The sequence below is a fragment of the Paenibacillus sp. B2(2019) genome (assembly GCF_008370385.1).
Taxonomy (GTDB): domain Bacteria; phylum Bacillota; class Bacilli; order Paenibacillales; family Paenibacillaceae; genus Paenibacillus_AQ.
In genome coordinates this window covers 366,135-383,690 of the sequence record NZ_VTZR01000002.1, presented here as the reverse complement: position 1 = coordinate 383,690, position 17,556 = coordinate 366,135, and the positions used below count along the sequence as shown (strand labels likewise).

The 17,556-nt window shown below is 40.6% G+C and carries 24 protein-coding genes; 3 read left to right on the top strand and 21 right to left on the bottom strand.

The genetic code is table 11. The annotated features are described in order from the left end of the window. Positions 1 to 4 precede the first annotated feature (4 nt). The 6 genes from PAENI_RS02050 to PAENI_RS02025 form a co-directional block, all read right to left on the bottom strand. Positions 5 to 763 carry an ABC transporter permease gene (locus PAENI_RS02050; protein WP_149644087.1) on the bottom strand — a complete coding sequence of 253 codons (759 nt, stop codon included), beginning with the start codon at positions 761 to 763 and terminating at the stop codon, positions 5 to 7. Further along, entirely contained in the window at positions 760 to 1,509 is a 750-nt protein-coding gene (locus PAENI_RS02045; RefSeq protein ID WP_262495477.1) for an ABC transporter ATP-binding protein, read from the bottom strand. Before PAENI_RS02045 ends, PAENI_RS02050 begins: the two co-directional genes overlap by 4 nt. 124 nt (positions 1,510 to 1,633) lie before the next feature. Further along, positions 1,634 to 3,259 carry a glycoside hydrolase family 9 protein gene (locus PAENI_RS02040; RefSeq protein ID WP_149644085.1) on the bottom strand — a complete coding sequence of 542 codons (1,626 nt, stop codon included), beginning with the start codon at positions 3,257 to 3,259 and terminating at the stop codon, positions 1,634 to 1,636. Positions 3,260 to 3,415: 156 nt separating this feature from the next. Next, the gene (locus tag PAENI_RS02035) at positions 3,416 to 4,165 is read right to left on the bottom strand and encodes a GTP pyrophosphokinase (RefSeq protein ID WP_042187155.1); all 750 of its coding nucleotides are present in this window, start codon (positions 4,163 to 4,165) and stop codon (positions 3,416 to 3,418) included. A gap of 86 nt (positions 4,166 to 4,251) precedes the next feature. Then, entirely contained in the window at positions 4,252 to 4,635 is a 384-nt protein-coding gene (locus PAENI_RS02030) for a hypothetical protein (RefSeq protein ID WP_149644084.1), read from the bottom strand. A gap of 103 nt (positions 4,636 to 4,738) precedes the next feature. Then, a complete protein-coding gene (locus tag PAENI_RS02025; RefSeq protein ID WP_149644083.1) occupies positions 4,739 to 5,317 on the bottom strand; it encodes an LOG family protein in 579 nt (192 codons plus the stop codon). A gap of 97 nt (positions 5,318 to 5,414) precedes the next feature. Between PAENI_RS02025 and PAENI_RS02020 the strand changes: the two genes are divergently transcribed. Then, on the top strand, positions 5,415 to 5,732 hold the full coding sequence (locus tag PAENI_RS02020) for a MazG nucleotide pyrophosphohydrolase domain-containing protein (protein WP_149644082.1): 318 nt from the start codon (positions 5,415 to 5,417) through the stop codon (positions 5,730 to 5,732). 72 nt (positions 5,733 to 5,804) lie between these two features. Here the strand turns inward: PAENI_RS02020 and mle are convergent, their stop codons facing one another. The 3 genes from mle to lepB form a co-directional block, all read right to left on the bottom strand. Then, complete coding sequence (gene mle, locus PAENI_RS02015) at positions 5,805 to 6,665, bottom strand: alpha/beta fold macrolide esterase (RefSeq protein WP_149644081.1); 861 nt, start codon at positions 6,663 to 6,665, stop codon at positions 5,805 to 5,807. 264 nt (positions 6,666 to 6,929) lie between these two features. Further along, positions 6,930 to 7,967, bottom strand: coding sequence for an HD-GYP domain-containing protein (locus PAENI_RS02010; protein WP_042187147.1), 1,038 nt, complete (start codon positions 7,965 to 7,967; stop codon positions 6,930 to 6,932). Positions 7,968 to 8,093: 126 nt separating this feature from the next. After that, on the bottom strand, positions 8,094 to 8,591 hold the full coding sequence (gene lepB, locus PAENI_RS02005) for a signal peptidase I (RefSeq protein WP_076283028.1): 498 nt from the start codon (positions 8,589 to 8,591) through the stop codon (positions 8,094 to 8,096). A gap of 169 nt (positions 8,592 to 8,760) precedes the next feature. Between lepB and PAENI_RS02000 the strand changes: the two genes are divergently transcribed. Further along, a complete protein-coding gene (locus PAENI_RS02000; protein WP_410477453.1) occupies positions 8,761 to 9,738 on the top strand; it encodes an alpha/beta hydrolase in 978 nt (325 codons plus the stop codon). Between the two features lie 140 nt (positions 9,739 to 9,878). Here the strand turns inward: PAENI_RS02000 and PAENI_RS01995 are convergent, their stop codons facing one another. After that, on the bottom strand, positions 9,879 to 10,274 hold the full coding sequence (locus PAENI_RS01995) for a DUF4265 domain-containing protein (RefSeq protein ID WP_076298441.1): 396 nt from the start codon (positions 10,272 to 10,274) through the stop codon (positions 9,879 to 9,881). A gap of 368 nt (positions 10,275 to 10,642) precedes the next feature. Beyond that, positions 10,643 to 11,500 carry an SDR family oxidoreductase gene (locus PAENI_RS01990; protein WP_149644080.1) on the bottom strand — a complete coding sequence of 286 codons (858 nt, stop codon included), beginning with the start codon at positions 11,498 to 11,500 and terminating at the stop codon, positions 10,643 to 10,645. Between the two features lie 198 nt (positions 11,501 to 11,698). Here PAENI_RS01990 and PAENI_RS01985 point away from each other — a divergent pair, with 198 nt between their 5' ends. Continuing rightward, positions 11,699 to 12,475, top strand: a complete 777-nt coding sequence (locus PAENI_RS01985) for a hypothetical protein (RefSeq protein WP_076283032.1) — start codon at positions 11,699 to 11,701, stop codon at positions 12,473 to 12,475. 18 nt (positions 12,476 to 12,493) lie between these two features. Here the strand turns inward: PAENI_RS01985 and PAENI_RS01980 are convergent, their stop codons facing one another. From PAENI_RS01980 to PAENI_RS01940, 10 genes are all read right to left on the bottom strand, one after another. Further along, positions 12,494 to 13,285: a lipid II flippase Amj family protein gene (locus PAENI_RS01980; protein WP_060622455.1), complete on the bottom strand. Its 792-nt coding sequence runs from the start codon at positions 13,283 to 13,285 to the stop codon at positions 12,494 to 12,496. A 24-nt stretch (positions 13,286 to 13,309) separates the two neighbouring features. After that, positions 13,310 to 13,720 (bottom strand): ribosomal maturation YjgA family protein, encoded by a 411-nt coding sequence (locus PAENI_RS01975; protein ID WP_262495476.1) that lies wholly within the window; start codon positions 13,718 to 13,720, stop codon positions 13,310 to 13,312. Between the two features lie 9 nt (positions 13,721 to 13,729). Beyond that, positions 13,730 to 14,155 (bottom strand): hypothetical protein, encoded by a 426-nt coding sequence (locus tag PAENI_RS01970; RefSeq protein ID WP_149644078.1) that lies wholly within the window; start codon positions 14,153 to 14,155, stop codon positions 13,730 to 13,732. Further along, positions 14,152 to 14,739: a histidine phosphatase family protein gene (locus PAENI_RS01965; protein WP_149644077.1), complete on the bottom strand. Its 588-nt coding sequence runs from the start codon at positions 14,737 to 14,739 to the stop codon at positions 14,152 to 14,154. The genes PAENI_RS01970 and PAENI_RS01965 overlap by 4 nt, the downstream gene beginning before the upstream one ends. Before the next feature lie 18 nt (positions 14,740 to 14,757). Next, the gene (locus PAENI_RS01960) at positions 14,758 to 15,231 is read right to left on the bottom strand and encodes an NUDIX domain-containing protein (protein WP_042193681.1); all 474 of its coding nucleotides are present in this window, start codon (positions 15,229 to 15,231) and stop codon (positions 14,758 to 14,760) included. 210 nt (positions 15,232 to 15,441) lie between these two features. Then, positions 15,442 to 15,588 carry a hypothetical protein gene (locus tag PAENI_RS31720; protein WP_156113097.1) on the bottom strand — a complete coding sequence of 49 codons (147 nt, stop codon included), beginning with the start codon at positions 15,586 to 15,588 and terminating at the stop codon, positions 15,442 to 15,444. Positions 15,589 to 15,649: 61 nt separating this feature from the next. After that, the gene (locus tag PAENI_RS01955) at positions 15,650 to 16,114 is read right to left on the bottom strand and encodes a 2-thiouracil desulfurase family protein (protein WP_042187118.1); all 465 of its coding nucleotides are present in this window, start codon (positions 16,112 to 16,114) and stop codon (positions 15,650 to 15,652) included. 145 nt (positions 16,115 to 16,259) lie between these two features. Beyond that, entirely contained in the window at positions 16,260 to 16,826 is a 567-nt protein-coding gene (locus PAENI_RS01950) for a putative ABC transporter permease (RefSeq protein WP_262495475.1), read from the bottom strand. Positions 16,827 to 16,989: 163 nt separating this feature from the next. Continuing rightward, positions 16,990 to 17,178, bottom strand: coding sequence for a hypothetical protein (locus tag PAENI_RS01945; protein WP_076283037.1), 189 nt, complete (start codon positions 17,176 to 17,178; stop codon positions 16,990 to 16,992). A 176-nt stretch (positions 17,179 to 17,354) separates the two neighbouring features. Further along, a complete protein-coding gene (locus PAENI_RS01940; RefSeq protein WP_042126589.1) occupies positions 17,355 to 17,534 on the bottom strand; it encodes a hypothetical protein in 180 nt (59 codons plus the stop codon). Positions 17,535 to 17,556 lie beyond the last annotated feature (22 nt).

The window sequence follows — 17,556 nt, the reverse complement described above, 5'->3', positions numbered from 1 at the left end:
TCTATTATCGTTCTACCGATTGTTTAAGCCGTTGATCAGGCGTGAAAAAGAGTCGGTAGCTCAGTACACTTAGCAGTATACTTGTTATGGCCGCAGAGGCGGTGAATGAGAACACAATCAGAATCTGGTAGCGAACAGCGATTACCGGATCAGCGCCTGCTATAATCATACCCGTCATCATACCTGGAAGCTGGACAAGTCCTACTGTCTTCATTCCGTCGATGGTAGGGATCATGCTGAATTTCACAGATCTTTTTCTAACTTCATGGATCGCTTGCGGAACCGTTGCACCGAGTGACAGTAGAGTCTCGATTTCCCCTTTGCTCTGCTGTATTTCGTGCTTGATATGGTTAATGAACAAACCCGAGACAACCATAGCGCTACCAATGGTCATGCCACTAATGGGAATGATATATTGTGGGGTCGCCTCAATAATATGTAAGCCGAGCAGAATCCCCATCATAAGGAGCTCCATAGTAGCGATCGCAAGTCCAATTCTCCAGACTAATTCACGTAGACCTTTTCCTCTTTTCGCTGCATTCCATGCGGCTACACTTATCATGAAGATTATTATCAAAATAACATAGATCATCTGATCGGTTTTAAAAATAAATTGCAGTACATATCCGACCGCAAGCAATTGAATCGCCGACCTTATAGTGCCTACAATAATATCTTTTTCTAGTCCGAGCTTTTGCCATACCGAAACCAACATCGTCCCTAACACAAACAGAAGCGTGAAACTCAGTGCAGTATAACTCATAAGAATGACGCTCCTTCTAACGGTCGAATAAATCTTTTTGCCAAGTCTTCCGCAGATTCAGCAAAAAAAGATTCACTCCAGTGTTGTTCCAGCTTACCATTCCCCATAAACCATGTAGTAGTGCTTATTCGGCTAGCCTGCTTAAGGTCATGGGTCACCCAAATCATTGAAGTCCCTTCTTCTTTATGCCACTGTTCCAGTAGATCCTCTACCCTTTGAGTGCTGTCAATGTCTAGTGATGCAGTGATTTCATCGAGCAGTAGAACATTAGGTCGCAGCAGCAATGACCGAATCAGGGATATCCGCTGCTTTTCACCGCCAGAGCAATCTGCTGCTTTTTTACTCAAATCCAATTGTTCCAGCCCTAGTTGTTCCAATAGCCGCTGTACTAATTTATGGTCATATGGTCTGTCATGCAGCTTGCTGACGGTTCTTAGGTTATCCTCCACACTGCCAGGCAACATAACCGCTTGTTGAGCCACAAACCCGATTTTCATTCTCCACAGCCTTGAATCCATATTTTTGAATGAAGTGCCCTTGACAAGCATATCCCCTTCATCTGGAGCATCCAGCAGAGCCATTATTCTAAGTAGTGTGCTTTTACCTTGACCCGAGGCACCGATCAGAGCGATTCGGTCCGATTCAGATATTTCAGCGGAGATGTCCGAGAATAGATATTTCGAAGCTTGTTCGCTGCTTTTCCAGTTCAATTTTGCAAGTCTTTGAATTTCAAAAATACTGCTCAATGCCTTACCTCCTATTGCCAAACGAAAAAATATCATACCATTTCGTATTATAGCATTTTAGCTGCATAAAAAAAGAGAAAGGCATCTCCCCCATGAGACATGCCTTTCCCATATATTAATTAATTTATTGATTAAATCGAGCTGTAACGAACACCGCAGGTGAATTCCAGTAGATCGTTACCTCATTCGTAGAATAACTAAGTTCATGATCGGCAAAACACTGAGCGGCTGGTTTTCCGTGTAAATGTTCTACTACATATTCATCATGAAGCCCACGATCTGGCCCCCCAGATACAAGACCCGGCACAGGATCAACCACATGATCACCAACAGATGGACGATGATGCGGATGCATCACTGGATGATCGCCAAATCCGGTAACATAACTGATATCCAGTACGTTACGACCCATCAGATAGTGCAAATGATCTAGCGCACAGTCCGCAAAGCTCGAATCCCCACTAAAATATTCAGCCACAACTAGCAGCATAGCATTGTTCATTACGAGCATATTGCTTCCCCAAATATAGTCGTCCTCTTTTAAGGAGATCCTATAACCATCCTCACGACTCTGTTCCACTAACCGTTCCGCTTCAGCCAGAAGTCCTTCTCTTAAGGAAGCATACAAAGCACGGTCTGCTAGATCTTCACCATTTAACAGATATGCAAGTGTGCCGTATCCCCCCATATCTGCCCAGCCTAGACTGTATTTTGAAAAAGACAACTGCACCAGTTGCAGAACAGCTTGATGGTATTCTTCTTTCCCCGTCGTACGATAGAGCTCCGCAGCTGCCCAATACCGCTCATCCTTGTCGTTCCCATCTCCATATTCACCGGTGCTAATTTCTGGCGGATTTATAAACCCTGGCGCATCTGGGTGTTGAACAAGCCATTCCCAAGCTAGTGTTGCGGCATCCAGACATTTCTTCGCATAGGCTGAGTCAAAGGGCTCATATATCCGCGCTGCCATGGCCATGACTCCAGCAAAATCTCCAGTGGCGGTTGCTGACACCGGTGAGAAATATAGATCTGCTGTATCAGCCTCTGGCATCACATCCAAATCTGGAAAGCTCAGCGTAGTCAGTTTATGATACACTCCACCTGTTCTATAGTCTTGCATTTTGAATAACCAATCCAGCTCCACTTTGCATTCCAGCAGAACATCTGGAGTTATCCCCCCACTTTCAGGAATCGGGATAGCGCTTACAAAAGCAGATGGATATAACTCATAGGCTAGTAATAGATCAGCGATGGCCTTGGCTCCGGGTCCGCTGTATTTACCATAATCACCTGCATCATGCCAGCCTCCAGAACAATCTAGTCGACGCTCCGTTTCACCATATACAATTCCCTCTGCTGTATGACAAGCCTTATGCTTCCAATCTCCAGCATACTCTTCAGTCAACTCAACCCCGCAACGATAATAATAAAAGGCCTTCAACAAGCCCTGTTGAAGCTCGTGATAAGGTTTATCTGAGATTATAAATGATGCCGAAGCTATCCCCTCACCTTGCTCAATCCGGTATCTGCCCACTGCATGAACCTCAGAAAAGTCACCTGTATGTACAGTTACTCCGCTTGCCTCATCAAATCTGGGAGTACCTGTCTGCCCTTCGAATACAACATTTCCATGATCAACATCAACAACCTGAAAGTCATGACCAGCACCAGTAAACACTGCAATCTTTTCTCCACCCACCGGATATCCGATTTGATTTACAGTAATGGTTCGGAGTCTACGCTCACTCATCTTCATTCTCCTTCATATCAATTTGATGAAGCCAATGATTACAAGTCTCTCTTTCAAGTTGAGAATACTCTATTCTAGTTGTACGTGGCAATGATAACTACAATATAAAAAACCTAGAGTTAACCAGAAACGGTAACTCTAGGTGATATAATCAGATTATTTGTCTCCAAGCAGCTTAATAAAGTTAGCTGGAAGTGTGAATTGCTGATTGTGAATCACTATACGGCGAAGCTCCTCAAAGGAACTAAGATCATCATCTTCATCGTCGTCTTTGATTTCCTTAATGTCCCGATGCAGTCGCTCCATTTGAAGATCAAGTGCATGAGCGGCATCCGCTGCATTTTTCAATTCACGAGTCATACTCTCTGGTACTGACTTATTATATTTATAGAAAATTTTATGTTCGAGACTTGCCCAGAAATCCATAGCAATGGTACGAATTTGTACCTCAACGCACACTAACTCCTGACGATCTGACATAAATACAGGTACCTGAATCAGCAAATGCAAACTTTGATAACCGTTAGGCTTGGGATTCTTAATATAATCCTTCACTTCAAGAACCGTTAAGTCGTCCTGCTTCTGAAGCATTTCACTTACATGATAAATATCTGAGATAAAAGAACAGGTAATTCGTAGACCTGCAATGTCTTTAATACAATTTCTCACAGAATCTAGAGATAATTCTCCATTTTTGCGGAGCATTTTGTTCATAATACTCTCGGGAGACTTGATTCTCGATTTGGTATGTTCAATAGGACTGTAATCGTGAAGAGACTGAAACTCCTGTTTGAGGATCTCAATCTTCGTCTCCATCTCATCAAGTGCAAATTTATAAATCAACATAAATCGGGTGATCTCGTGCTTAAGCTTCTTAAATTGTTCGATTTGATTCTCGGGGGTCATTATCCATTTCTCCTCTTGTAGCTTTTCTCTATATTTATCATAGCCAATCCACTAGTGAAATTCAAATTCAGCGAGAGGATGTAAGATTATTCAAAGTTGATTTGATTCAAATCCCATATTTCAAATGGGGTACTAGACAAGGGTTTAGTATAACAAGCCATTCGTACTTTAAAAGGCTTATCATTAATTTCAACCATTACATCGCGAAAATAATCAGGCCTTGGTGCTACTTCAGGAGTTGTAGAGAGGACTTTTATGTTCAAAGGATGCTTCATTAGGCTTATTTCTTTCACTGCATCAGCGTCGGAAATATAATTCACTTGATTTATGGTTTGGAGTCCCTGTAGATCCGCATTTAACTGACGTTCAAAATTCCATTTGGAATGCCCAACTTCTATAGTGATCCATCCAATAATAGCTACAATTACAACTACACATAAAATGAATAGTACATTCTTTTTTACGTTCATTCGCACACCTCCTTGAAGCATACCTATATTTTACCACAACTAATGATTAGCAGAAAAAGAGCTCCCTCTCGGCAGCCCTTTCATCTGATACAGTAACTGTTCTTTAGTTAAGCTGTTTCCACTTTTGCTCCAACGTTTGAGGGACATAGCTTTCTAATTTTTTTAATAGTTCCAAGGGTTCTTGATCTATATTTAACAAACTAAGATGCGAAGCGTTAGAAAATCCCTCTTTAATGCTATGTTGAATTAGATTCATCAGAGGATCAAAATAATTCCTGATATTTAAAACCCCTACCGGTTTCTTATGTATACCGATTTGTGACCAGCACAAAACCTCAAACAGCTCTTCATACGTCCCAAAACCGCCGGGTAAAGCAATAAACCCATCCGCCAATTCTCCCATTTTTGCTTTTCGTCCATGCATATCGTCCACTTCTATCAGCTGCGTTAATTCTCTATGTACCATCTCTCCATTAAACAATCCCCTAGGCATAACTCCGATCACCTCACCTCCACCGTTCAAAACAGCATTGGCGACTTCACCCATTAATCCAATTCTTGATCCCCCGTAAACTAAGCGATATTGGTTCATAGCCATGTAGTTTCCAAGTTCAACAGCTTTAACTTTATATTCCTCATGCACCCCTAAATTCGATCCTGCAAAAACACAAATTGATTTCAAATCCTCATCTCCAAACTATATATTGATAATATCCGACATCTAATATACTATATGTTGGAGAATAAATCATATAAAAGATTAAGGAGTGCTACATAATATGGAGATCAATGAAGTGCAGAAATGGATTAAAAATTATTATGGACAAAGAGGCTGGACCGATTATGGTCCTTTTATACGGGTTGGATTTCTTATGGAAGAGACCGGTGAGGTTGCACGGGCAGTACGCTCCTATGAAATCGGAAGAGATCGCCCAGATGAATCTACCCCTCCACCAGAGCAACTGAAACAAGACTTGATTGAGGAAATTGGTGATGTGCTAGGAAATATAGCCTTGTTAGCCGATTTGTATGATATCACTTTAGAAGAGGCATTTACTGCACATAAGGAAAAATTAGTTAAACGCTTTAATTCCTAAAAAGAAGTAGAAAAGGGCTACAATCGACATCACCGTATTGTAACCCTTCATTATCTAACTATCTAAGCCTCGTTAAGCATTACTGCCTAATGTATGATTCGAAATAGCATTAATTATTGTTTCCCAATCATCAGGGTGAACTTCGTGACCCGTTCCTTCTAGGGTTAGTAGCGACGCTTTAGGAATTTCATCGGCAAGCGCCAGACCATGCTCCAAGGGAAGTACGCTGTCTTCTGTACCGTGGATAACTAAGGAAGTAACCATGGTATTTTTCGCCTTCCCCTCGTAGTCATCCACTCCTGTAAGAAGCGAATGATTAAACATGCTGAGCAAGTTGTTTGCACGTTTTATTTCCATCCTAACTTGTTTATACGCTCTTTTCTCATCGAATTTATGTTTTGATCCACAGAGTATGCTGGAACCGGAAACCAAGTAATCTGCGACCGCTTCTTCATCTGACCAATCCAGACTAGCTCCATTGGCATGAAAAGCGAGGATCCTCTCATCCATTGGAGGTAAGTTCCGGTCATTATCATCAGATTCAAAAATGCTAGATGCGATCAATGTTAAGGTTAGAACTTTTTGGGGATGACGTATAGCAAGGACTTGTGCAATCATTCCACCTAAGGACATCCCAACGATATTTGCCTGTTCTATATTATAAGCGTTAAGTAACCCAGCAGCATCATCGGCCATATCAATTACCGTATAATTAGAACTCCCAGGCTCATATACAACAGAACGTCCCACATCCCGGTTATCATACCTTATAACATATCGTCCTGTATCTGCTAATCGTTGACAAAACTCCTCATCCCAATAAACCATTGAACAAGTGGCACCCATAATTAGTAATACTGCAGGATTACTGGGGTCTCCAAAACTATCCGAACATATATCAATACCGTTTACTTTAAATATCTTTTCGCTCATTATTTATTCCTCATTTCATTCGAATTTGATAATCAAAGAATGCACACTTAAATAAGACCCGTCACATTTTGAAATAAATGGATGTTGGTATCATTGAATTGCACCTCGAATTAACGCAAACGAATGAACTTGATAATCACGATAAGCACTCTCCTACTTCATATTAAAGGGTTGTTAACCCAATTTCGATTATAACATAAAAAGACTATCCTCTGATTTTGAATCAGGAGATAGCCTTTCCATTTATCCAGACAAAACTATTCGTTAAATAAATACTTCCTCAACGGTCAAATTTCGTTCCTTGGATAAATCCCTAAACGTAGTTTCATCTACTTTCACTAACGGTTTAAAAATATCCAAAGGGTTGTTCATAATAATCGTACCTTGCTCTCCGTTGCTAAGCTGCACACTTTTACCTACGAAGTTCGGCAGTAAATGTCCAATCAAAGCTTGTACCGCATTTCCATTCAGCTTGCCAAAGCCCAGCTCATGCACCTTGCGCAGAACGGTAATCAGCCCTTGTTTGGGTTGATTCACTCTTGCAGAGGTCATCCCAACATAGGCATTAGCAACAGCCACAATCAGTGTATACGGGTGCAGGTCCGCCTTACGAAGCATATTAGGATAACCAGTCCCATCCTCGAATTCATGATGCTGAAGCGCCACCAGAGCGGTCTTCTCGTCATTCATAGATTTAAGAATAATATCGTATCCATACGAAGTGTGACGCTTAAGTTCTTCAGTTTCCTCAGGGGTTAAGATCCCCGTCTTATTTAAGATAGATGGGTCGATCTGACTTTTTCCTATGTCGTGTAAATACCCTGCCCGGCTAATCTCGTAGCGTTCTTCTTTCGTATAACCTAACCAAGTCGCTATGTAAAATGATAGCAGTCCGACCTGTAATGAATGATTGTATGTACCAACGTCTTCTCGTTCAAGCAACAGCAATAAGGAAACTACATCCTTATGTTCATCCATTTTTTCCAGCAAGGGCTGCAACGTAAGATCAACATCTGACTGCGTGAAACTGCCCTTGCTGAGTGCTTCTAGAAAAATAGATTCATAGTTTTGGATCGCTAGATCAAAGTTTCCATTTAGGCTTTGCTCCAGATTCGTTCCCTCATTATCCATCGCAATGCTGCGAGGTTCAATATCGACATAATCGATACGATGTCTCATCAGGAGGGTGATTTCTTCTTGGTAAACAATTGTCCCTTTTGGGAGCACGTGTAAACCAACACTATTAAAAGTGTCCAACATAAGACAATCGCCATGTTTGAGATCCGTGACATGAGCTTTCAAAATTCTGCACCCTTCCTATCAATAGGTATATTTTACCTTAAGGATAGCTAAATTATTCCAAAGTCACAATATGGTTAAAGTCTCATTAACACTCTCAATTAGTTCAAAAGACCCCCGTAACATCACCTAAAAAGGAATACTAAAGTCCGCTATCACTTTTCCAATCAACTGATCCTTCGCTACAAAAGGAGTAGCCCAGAGATGAGCATCATAGCTTATATTCCGGTTATCTCCGAGAAAAAAGTAATGATCCGCCGGAACCGTAACGGGTCCAAAAGTATAATTCATCCGCTCATTAAGATAGGGTTCATTGATCTCCGTTCCATTTCTGTAAAGGGCTCCATCTTTAATTTCAATGGTATCACCTGGCAACCCTATCAACCGCTTTACATATCTTTTATTCTCATCACCTGCTACCGGAGGCGTAAACACGACGATATCTCCATGATCGAGTGTCGTCATCCATAACATTTTTTCAACGATTAGACGGTCATTAATTTCAATTGTAGGAATCATAGAGCCAGTAGGAACCCTCATGGCTTCAGCAACATAAGTTCTTACAAACAAAGATAGGACCACTGCGATAGCAACACTAGGCAAATATTGTTTGATAAATTTCAACATAATTGCTCACCTCATATTCATTTTATAAACTTTTTGATCGGTGCAGAAGCTTTTTTCGCTCGTTCATATTCAGTTCATATTGTCGTCATGTATAGTTCATCTTCATCGGGTAAGCTTCCTTTAGCAATTCGTTAAGGTAGCTAAAATAAAGCGATTAGAACAGGAGAAGATACGAGTGAAACCAGAAGAAGAGGTTATTAAAAAAAGGATGAATAAACCGCTTAAATTTATACTTATTTCCTTAGGGGCTTTAGCTACTGCACTAGTGCTTTTTCTAGTGACTGTTTTTGTCGCTAATATTTTCCTCAATAAATCGGACCAAGCTAAAATAAAACCCTATGGTCAGTCTGTAAGCGTCGATGGTAAAAATATGAACGTTTTGATTCAAGGAAAGGGTGAAGAGACAGTCGTGCTCTTACCTGGTTATGGAACGGTGGCACCGGGACTTGATTTTAAGCTGTTAATAGATGAACTATCACCATTTTACAAAGTTGTTGTGATTGAGCCTTTCGGTTATGGATTAAGTGATAGAACTGAAAAAGAGCGAACCACAGAAAACATTGTGAGTGAAATTCATGAAGCTGTAAAGCAGCTTAATATTGACCGTTATATTCTAATGGCACACTCTATTTCCGGTATGTACAGTTTGAATTATGTGAACAAATATCCAAACGAAGTGAGTGCATTTGTCGGGATTGATAATAGTATTGCAACGGAAGACAGAATAGGTGTTAAAGTACCAACAGGAAAATTAAAACTACTTAGAAAATCAGGCTTGGGCAGATTGTTATTTAAATCAAGTGGAAATCCCTATGCTGAATTGCCGTTTGATGATGAAACTAAAGAACAATTGAGATTGCTTACGCTTAGAAACACTTATAATTACACTAACTTAAATGAAGTGGAACATATGTCTTCTAATTATAAAGGGGCTCTAAATTCAACTTTTCCAAAGGATATTCCCCTTTTGCTCTTTGTACAAGGGGATGATACTCTCTTAAAAGATTGGATATCATTGCATGAAGAGCAAGTCAAAAATTCCGTACAAGGAAAATTGGTAAAACTTGATGCAGGACATTATCTGCACCATACCAAATCAAAAGAAATCGCCGAAAATTTTAAGACATTTATGAAAGAAATAAAATAAGTATAGATTGTATCGCTCAGATTGTCTAAACCGTTTCACCTATTCTCCATGCTGCTGCATGAAATGCAAGCTTCCTTGCATTTCATGCAGCAGCATTTTTTTTCTTATTCATACTCGTTAATATTTACGTACCCACACTTCTAAAACCGCTCAATAATGCGATTCATTTCCCCATCTACGTCCATCATAGTATTCTTAGGAATATGAATAACCAACAAACCGCCAAAGATCTGTTCACATTTCCCATCATTCTCTGTGATCCGTTGTTTAAAAGCAGAAATGGCTGCTGAATCAACAGCCTCTTTACTGAGGAGCCAAGCATACCTTTTGAAATGAGATTTCTGTACAGTTTCCTGATAGTAATAGATCCCTAGCTCTTCTTTCACCCGTATAATATCACCCATTGTAACACTTGGATTAAAGATCGGCGTCTCTTCGATGCGGTATTTATCTTTACCGACTGGAGTAACATCAAGGATTTCAATTTCACGGCCTGCTGGATCGAAGCAAATATGTAGTCCTGACGAATCTAGCATCAGCACACCTCAATTCTATTCAAAATCTGATCTTGATGATTCTAAATAACACAAAACACAATAAATACATTAAGCTTGTAATCCCGAACAACCTGAAGATTCCCGGCGTTAATAACATATATAAACTGTATGGAAAACTCCAAATAAAGGCGAGAAGCATGAGAAGGCTTCTGTTTAAAGAGACACCTATCGCAAGTAATCCGGCAGGCAACACCAACATTACCATACTTATTATAATACTGGATTGATTCGTAACCTCAGCATACGGATTAATGAATATAAATATAAACCATAAAAAAACGGTCATCAAACTGGATACATATCCAATGAGTTTAATGATTGTTAAGTTTATGGATTGCTCCATTCCATCACCTCAATTCTTTCGCAATAATTCTCTCCAGCCATTTCCACGGGAGCAGCGTTTTGCCTAAGATCAAGATCCGGGTGCCTTTGCCGATAGGATACCGAAGCCTCGGTGACTTCATTTCAGTAATACGACCGATGAGATCTGCCACTTGCTTTGGATCAGGTGCAGTTTCAGCGGTATGCTTGGAATATCGTAGTACAGCGTCCAGACGGTCTCTATAAGGAGAATCCTCGACTTGCCGAATTTGTGCCATTCCTTTTCCCCAAATCGGAGTACGGAAGGAGCCAGGTTCAATTAATACTACACGTATTCCATAAGGAGACATTTCATGACGCAGACTTTCACTGAATCCTTCTACTGCAAATTTGGAAGCTGCATATGGAGCATACCCCGGAAACCCGGACAACCCGCTTATACTCCCCACGTTAATAATCGTACCACTTTTCTGTTCTCGCATAACTGGCAGCACAGCTTTTGTCACCGCGACTAATCCGAAAAAATTAGTCTCCATTTGCTGACGCCATTCTTCCATGGATATCTCTTCTATGAAGCCGCCTATAGCAAAGCCTGCATTATTTACCAAAACATCAATTCTTCCGAATGTTTCGTGTACTGAGGTTATAGTCGCCTGTATAGAATCACTATCGGTAACATCCATGGTCATAAAATGAAGCTGCTTCAAGAGTCCTGCATGCTCTGCCTGCTGTTCAAGCTCGCCTTTACGACTCAAATCGCGCATGGTTGCTACAACTTTGAATCCCTGTCCTGCTAGTTTAAGGGCTGTGAGCAGTCCAAATCCACTAGAGGTTCCGGTTATTAAGGCCACTCGATCATGCATTCGATCTAGATGTGAATTCATCTTTGACTCTCCTTATGTTTCATTATTTCAAAAAAAGCAAACAAATGTTCTTTTTCGGATTGACTATCCATTAATTTCAAGTTATAGTAAGTGTATCATTTATATTTCTGCGGGAGAAGCACCTCGCAAGATAGGCATTCATGCCTATCTTGGAGGTGCTTTTTTTGCGCACATAGACTAATTAAGGAGCTGAAATGAATGTTTATTCACAATTTTAGTTATTTAAAGAGGTTTGTCCAATTAATCCTAGTAGTAGCTCTCCTCAACATCAACCTTACATTAGCTTCTGCAGGTACAGACTGGGATTCAGCCTTAGATGACATTAACGGTCTCCATGGTAATTATACCTCGCTTCAAGTAGCCCTCAAGTCCGATAGTTCAAAAATTCAAATGCTACGTAAGCAGAACAATGAAACACTGAAATCTATTCACTCTGTCATAGAGTCAACAGATAAGGTTCTGCTGAGTCGTTTATCATCTGAAGCAACGTCGGCTCAGAAGAAACATGCTCCTCTACTGGACCAATACAGCACACTCAGTAAGCAGTCTACCGCAGCCAAGAAAGCTAAGGACTTTAAGACAGCCACTCTCCTGGATCTAAGACGCAATAAGCTCAAAGCTGCGGTAACACTCGCTCGAACTGAAATTAAGGCCAAGACAGACGCTTTGGCAACTGCCCGCAAGCAAACAGCTGCCAAGATCAAGCCTATCAAAGATGCTCTGGCACCAATCACAGCTCTGAAGAAGCAAATCACCGCCGAGAACAAGAATATCGCTGTAGCACAGAAAGTTCGTTCAGAAGCAGATAAACAATATAAATCGGCTGTAAAACAAGGGGATGCGATTAAGGCAGTATCAGAAATGAGAATTTCCTATGAGCAAATGAAACGAATTCATGACATGCATCAGAATATTTACAGCTGGGAGCAGAAGATCTCCCTAGCTCTACGATCTGCAGAGTCTAAGCTTCCATAATGATTCGCTCCCACCAGCTCATATCAGCTTCACTAACATACTAATTAGTTGGGCTGCGGGCACAATTAGGAGCTGAGCAAATATAGTACCTAGAAATCGTGAACCCATCAATACCACATATATTTTTCCTAGCTGATCACGGTATTCTACATTTTCAGTGGCTTTATGGGTAATAAGACCAAGCTGTGGGTCGATAAATATGGTCAGCAGTATAGTCGCCATTCCGTTAATCAATCCTGAGGCTTGAGAAGCAGTCGTGCTATATTGAGGCATTAGATGAGCAGCATACAAAGATGATATGACCCCTACGGTGTAAAAGGCTGTAACAAAAACATTCATAACAATAAAACGTTTAGGAATCCCCAGGTATCTGAAGTTATATAGATTCACTTTTGGTTTTCTTATGTATTTTCTAGTATTTTTTAACTGCCCGATCGTTACGCTCGTAAGCAGCTTGGGAATAGAACCTTCGATTTCAAGCTTTGAGATGATTCTCCCAAACAAGCCTACAAAAGTAGGGAAAATAGCAATGGCAATTAATGTCCCTAATGAAGAAGCTAACAATATAATTCTCAAGTAATTAAGAAGTGGGAAATCAGAATGTATTTTGGCATAATCTACGAATTTAGCCGTCAGTGGAGCTTGAATCATGTTTGCAGTTCTTGACACGAGAACAATAATGCCTGTCAGAGACAAAGCAATAGCTATCTTGTTCAGCTTCACCCCGGCGTATCTTACCGAATAAGATAAGGTTTCTGCTGTATGAATAATCATTGTAAGCAAGCATACTACAATCAAGCTATTTACCATTTTTAGGTTCATCTCCATTGAAAGCTATTTATCTATTCGATGCAGTTTTGGGCGAAAGTATTGATCCAGTCCGTAAGAAAGCGTAATTCCAACGGTATATCGAACAAGGTCAATCCATAGGAATCCCTTTCCGAGAATCAACCCACCGAGTAAGGTAGTACGGATGCTGTTGATCCACTCTGCTTGATACAGTTGGCTAAATTCTATGCCGAAGCAAAACATCAGGCTCCACATAAAAGCGATCCACAGCTTCCGGTTCACTAGCAGTACACGAAACATAAAGTAAACCATGCTGCCCCAAAGCGCATCTCCAAAATGTCTCGTTACAAACAAGGGTAGCTGTTCCGAGAATGCTCTAGAGCATAACCCCAGTACAATAACAATTAAGCAGATGCATCCATAAATAACTCTTTCTTTTAAAGCATTAACTCTCATTTCCATCCTCTATCCTGCGTCTGACTTGAAGTTTATGCTTGATATAATATTAATCATCACGATATAAAACGGATAAATAATCATGGCCCCTATTATGATTAACCCTGTTACCGGGACTGGTTTATCCGCAGCTTCTGTAATTGGGAACCATGCTGCGAATAAATTAATAAACAGAACCAAATAGGGAAACCACAGGATCGTAGTGAAATACATGGATTTTTTACCGCTCAAATATTTTTTTGTCATCCAAACAAACCCTATAGAAAAAAATATAAACATCACAAATATGAAGATAAGCTGCAAGTTATTCACTTTATCCAGCTCCAAGCCAGAAATTCTACTAATACGATAAATATTTGCTAGTAGCTCTATTACGACAAACAACATAAAGGCATAAAATACGCTTAACGAATTAAGCTTAATAAAATACTTCATTTGCTCAGTACTTCGGGGTTCCACATTCGTTCCACACTAGTAAGCTCTAATTCATCAAATTCCAGCCTATAAATATCTGGTTTCGAAGTCTGTTCAAAGAACTCATAACCATACTTTTTATTGAAGTAATTCAGGATAATGGTCATGATATTCCCGTGGGTACCTAGTGCAATTTTGCCGCCTTTATTTTGCTGGATCAATTGCTTCATGATGGGGATCGCACGCTCTTGCGCTTCCTGAGTACTCTCACCATTTGGCATTTTATATTGTAAGTCTGTGAATGATGCCCGGATACCTTGAAGAAATTCTTGTTCACTGATCTCGATTTCAACGCTTGCGATGGCTCTTTCTCTAAGTTCCTCATACAGCTCAATTTCTTGATCCGATGCCTCAGCTAAATACTTAATCGTATCTATGGCTCGTCTATAAGGACTGGAGACAAAATGTGTGATCTCTTCCTCCGCCAATAGTTCTTTAATTCTATATGCGTCCTCATGCCCTTTATCAGATAATCCTCGTTCCCTCTCATCTCCAAGCACAAAAGGTGATACTGCGTGCCTAATCATATAAATAAAAGTCTTCATGAGTTACACCTCTCCAGCTCATTCAAATATCGTTTTTGCCACTTCGCGGTCTTTCTTGAAAATCTCCACTGGATAGGGAATGGCCATCTCGGGCAGCTCACTCTCTTTAAAGAACTTAAATTCTTCGACTTCTCCATCCATTGCTCTCAGCGTTCCACGGATGATAGAACACTCAAATACGATGACTGTATATTCCACCTGGTCTCCATTGTTATATTCGTATCTATATTTCCCGCCACCAAAAACCCCAAGAATGGAAGTAGGATGCACCATTAATCCAGTCTCTTCATATACTTCTCTGCGCAAAGTTCTTCCCGGCCGTTCCCCTGGCTCGATGGCGCCTGCTGGCAATCCCCACAAGGACTCTTCAGGTTTTCGAATAAATAGAATTTCATCTTCTTTATTTCTTATTACTGCAGCTACGGAAGGCATCATTAATAACTCTGAACCCACTTTTCCTCGGATCTCCTGATAATACTCAGACATCGGCACGCTATTCATCCATCCTCTCACACCGTTTTGTAGAACATCATCCTATTTTCCTCCGGCTTCCCAAAAACCCACATTATGTATATATTAGACATCTCTGTGATGGAATCCTTTAGATTCGGTAATATGCTTAGCGTGGAACAAAAAAAGCTTCCGAACGGCTCAATACTTTCTGAGGTCCGGAAGCAGTTACAATGAGGTGAGACTTTGAGCTTAATGTTTCCCTTTGTAGCCGGCAAGCTGTACGATCATGATGACAAGAACAAGCAATGAAATGAGCTGATCAATACTCATCTGCGTCCGCCTCCAATCCCAAATGAAGGATGGCTCTTCGGACGGCATTTCCTCTCCCAAGGACACTGCTTCGTTCCCCTTATACACACTATGTAACATGAGTTCCAATTATTACTTTAAGATTGACTTACCCCTCCATACGAGCAAGTTCTTTCTCCACTTCATCTAGTTGATCTTCGCCGAACACTTTAAAGCCATTTTGCCGTAATAACTCCGTAGTTGTACCTTCTCCTGACATCTTCGTATCCCTAAAAGTACCATCATAAATATAAAGACTACCACAAGAAGGACTATCCTGTTTTAATATCGCTAATGTAACTTGATGTTCTGTAGCCAGCTTCAGCGTTGCTTGAGCACCTTTCATAAAAGGTTCCGTAACATCCACACCTGCACCTGTTACTACCCGCTCACCTTGCCGCTGGGCATCAGGACGAGGCGTTGATAACCCTCCGACTACCTCAGGACAAATGTGGACAAAACGCCCTTCCTCATACCACTTCAAGAAACGAGCATCGAGACACGGCACATCACCATTATCATAACGCACTTTATGTCCTAACAGACATGCGCTTACTAGAATCTTCCCTGTCATCGTAATCTCCACCAGTCCGTCTAGTATTTAATATATGGCTATATTATTTACGACACAAAACTGATATGCAAGATCGAAATGCTTGTCACTGAAATGTTTGTGCTTCATATACAAAAGAATGCTTATTATGTCCATATAGGCATCATTAATCTTGATATTGGGGGGTCTTCTCACTTCTATACCGACTCCAGCAAGTCCACAATAAATCAGCCATAAGATAGAGTCCCACGAAAGGAAATATAATTCCCCAAACATTATGGACTTGTGTATACAAACGCTCCATAAACGGCTGAATCCCATATACACAAGCAACCGATAGCGCCCACCAATATAGGGAGAATCGAAGACAAATATGCCCTTGCAGTTGATAAGACATCTCTGAATAATCCCACCATTGCTTTTGAAACACAGTTTTTAGCAACCAACCACTTACATATTCAACAGCTGAAGGAACGACTAACGCAAGCAGGAGGAAAATTGGGAAAGGCAGGGTTAAGTCTCTGGCAATCAATAGAAGCAGTGGTGCAAATCCATACATTGGTTTAAAGGGACCTTTTAGAAAGCCTTCTTTGCGAAAGCTTCCATTACTATATAAGTTATATGTACCTTCCAATACCCAGCCTAAAAAAGAGTAGATCATAAAATAAAAGAAATATTGGCCCGCCACTGCCATCGCAGAATCTCCGCTTGAAGAAAATATAGAAGTCATCATGTTTATACACCACTCCTAGTTGTCATTATTTTCTTAAATATCCATCCGGCCCTATTATGCCTTAATCCTTCAGGAGATATGCGCAACAAAAAAGACATAACCCAAAGGTTATGTCTTCATTACAAATTATAAAAAGTGAAGCGGATTCTCTATCCATCCACGCTTATGGTTTAAGCCGTTCTTCGTGATTCTGAGCCGATATTAGCGACTGATCGTCGTCTTGTTTCTTTAACGTATCCGTTGTAAGTTCACTACGTACGCCAAAGTTTGAACCATACTTTTTCTCAAAGTTTCCTACAAGAGCCTCACCACGTTTTTGCCGATATCGGCTGTTCTCATTCCGACTACGCATTTCATTTCCTCCCTGCTACAAGAATGGCTGAGATCTGTGAAATTTGCGAAAAGCTACTAAGAATTTGGAGAAAACTCTCTGATGAGGTTGTACCTGAATTCATTATACAATAATTGCTAAAATCATCTCAAGAAAAACAGACTGCCCAATGAAGGACAGCCTGTCTTCCGAATCATTTAGTCCAAATCGTTAGGAAGCGGATCAGGATGCGAGGACTCTGCAGGCTTGGCTACCCAATCGTCTGCTTCTGGCTCGATGTCCACACCATTCTCCATCTTCTTAATTTCAGCTAATGAATCGCCGTCTTTATTTTCCTTGTTGCGGATTTCCGCTTCATCTTGAGAATAATCTGACATGTGAAATCCTCCTCAGGTGCTT

Excerpts from the sequence above, each read along its gene's own strand:
- PAENI_RS01940 (WP_042126589.1), bottom strand. The coding sequence starts at position 17,534 with ATGTCAGATTATTCTCAAGATGAAGCGGAAATCCGCAACAAGGAAAAT.
- PAENI_RS02020 (WP_149644082.1), top strand. The coding sequence starts at position 5,415 with ATGGAGATCAATGAAGTGCAGAAATGGATTAAAAATTATTATGGACAA.
- PAENI_RS01955 (WP_042187118.1), bottom strand. The coding sequence starts at position 16,114 with ATGACAGGGAAGATTCTAGTAAGCGCATGTCTGTTAGGACATAAAGTG.
- PAENI_RS01970 (WP_149644078.1), bottom strand. The coding sequence starts at position 14,155 with ATGAAGTATTTTATTAAGCTTAATTCGTTAAGCGTATTTTATGCCTTT.
- PAENI_RS01985 (WP_076283032.1), top strand. The coding sequence starts at position 11,699 with ATGTTTATTCACAATTTTAGTTATTTAAAGAGGTTTGTCCAATTAATC.
- PAENI_RS01980 (WP_060622455.1), bottom strand. The coding sequence starts at position 13,285 with ATGGTAAATAGCTTGATTGTAGTATGCTTGCTTACAATGATTATTCAT.
- PAENI_RS01975 (WP_262495476.1), bottom strand. The coding sequence starts at position 13,720 with ATGAGAGTTAATGCTTTAAAAGAAAGAGTTATTTATGGATGCATCTGC.
- PAENI_RS01950 (WP_262495475.1), bottom strand. The coding sequence starts at position 16,826 with ATGATGACTTCTATATTTTCTTCAAGCGGAGATTCTGCGATGGCAGTG.
- PAENI_RS01990 (WP_149644080.1), bottom strand. The coding sequence starts at position 11,500 with ATGAATTCACATCTAGATCGAATGCATGATCGAGTGGCCTTAATAACC.
- PAENI_RS02040 (WP_149644085.1), bottom strand. The coding sequence starts at position 3,259 with ATGAGTGAGCGTAGACTCCGAACCATTACTGTAAATCAAATCGGATAT.
- PAENI_RS02050 (WP_149644087.1), bottom strand. The coding sequence starts at position 763 with ATGAGTTATACTGCACTGAGTTTCACGCTTCTGTTTGTGTTAGGGACG.
- mle (WP_149644081.1), bottom strand. The coding sequence starts at position 6,665 with ATGAGCGAAAAGATATTTAAAGTAAACGGTATTGATATATGTTCGGAT.
- lepB (WP_076283028.1), bottom strand. The coding sequence starts at position 8,591 with ATGTTGAAATTTATCAAACAATATTTGCCTAGTGTTGCTATCGCAGTG.
- PAENI_RS01965 (WP_149644077.1), bottom strand. The coding sequence starts at position 14,739 with ATGAAGACTTTTATTTATATGATTAGGCACGCAGTATCACCTTTTGTG.
- PAENI_RS02030 (WP_149644084.1), bottom strand. The coding sequence starts at position 4,635 with ATGAACGTAAAAAAGAATGTACTATTCATTTTATGTGTAGTTGTAATT.
- PAENI_RS01995 (WP_076298441.1), bottom strand. The coding sequence starts at position 10,274 with ATGCTAGATTCGTCAGGACTACATATTTGCTTCGATCCAGCAGGCCGT.
- PAENI_RS02035 (WP_042187155.1), bottom strand. The coding sequence starts at position 4,165 with ATGACCCCCGAGAATCAAATCGAACAATTTAAGAAGCTTAAGCACGAG.
- PAENI_RS01945 (WP_076283037.1), bottom strand. The coding sequence starts at position 17,178 with ATGCGTAGTCGGAATGAGAACAGCCGATATCGGCAAAAACGTGGTGAG.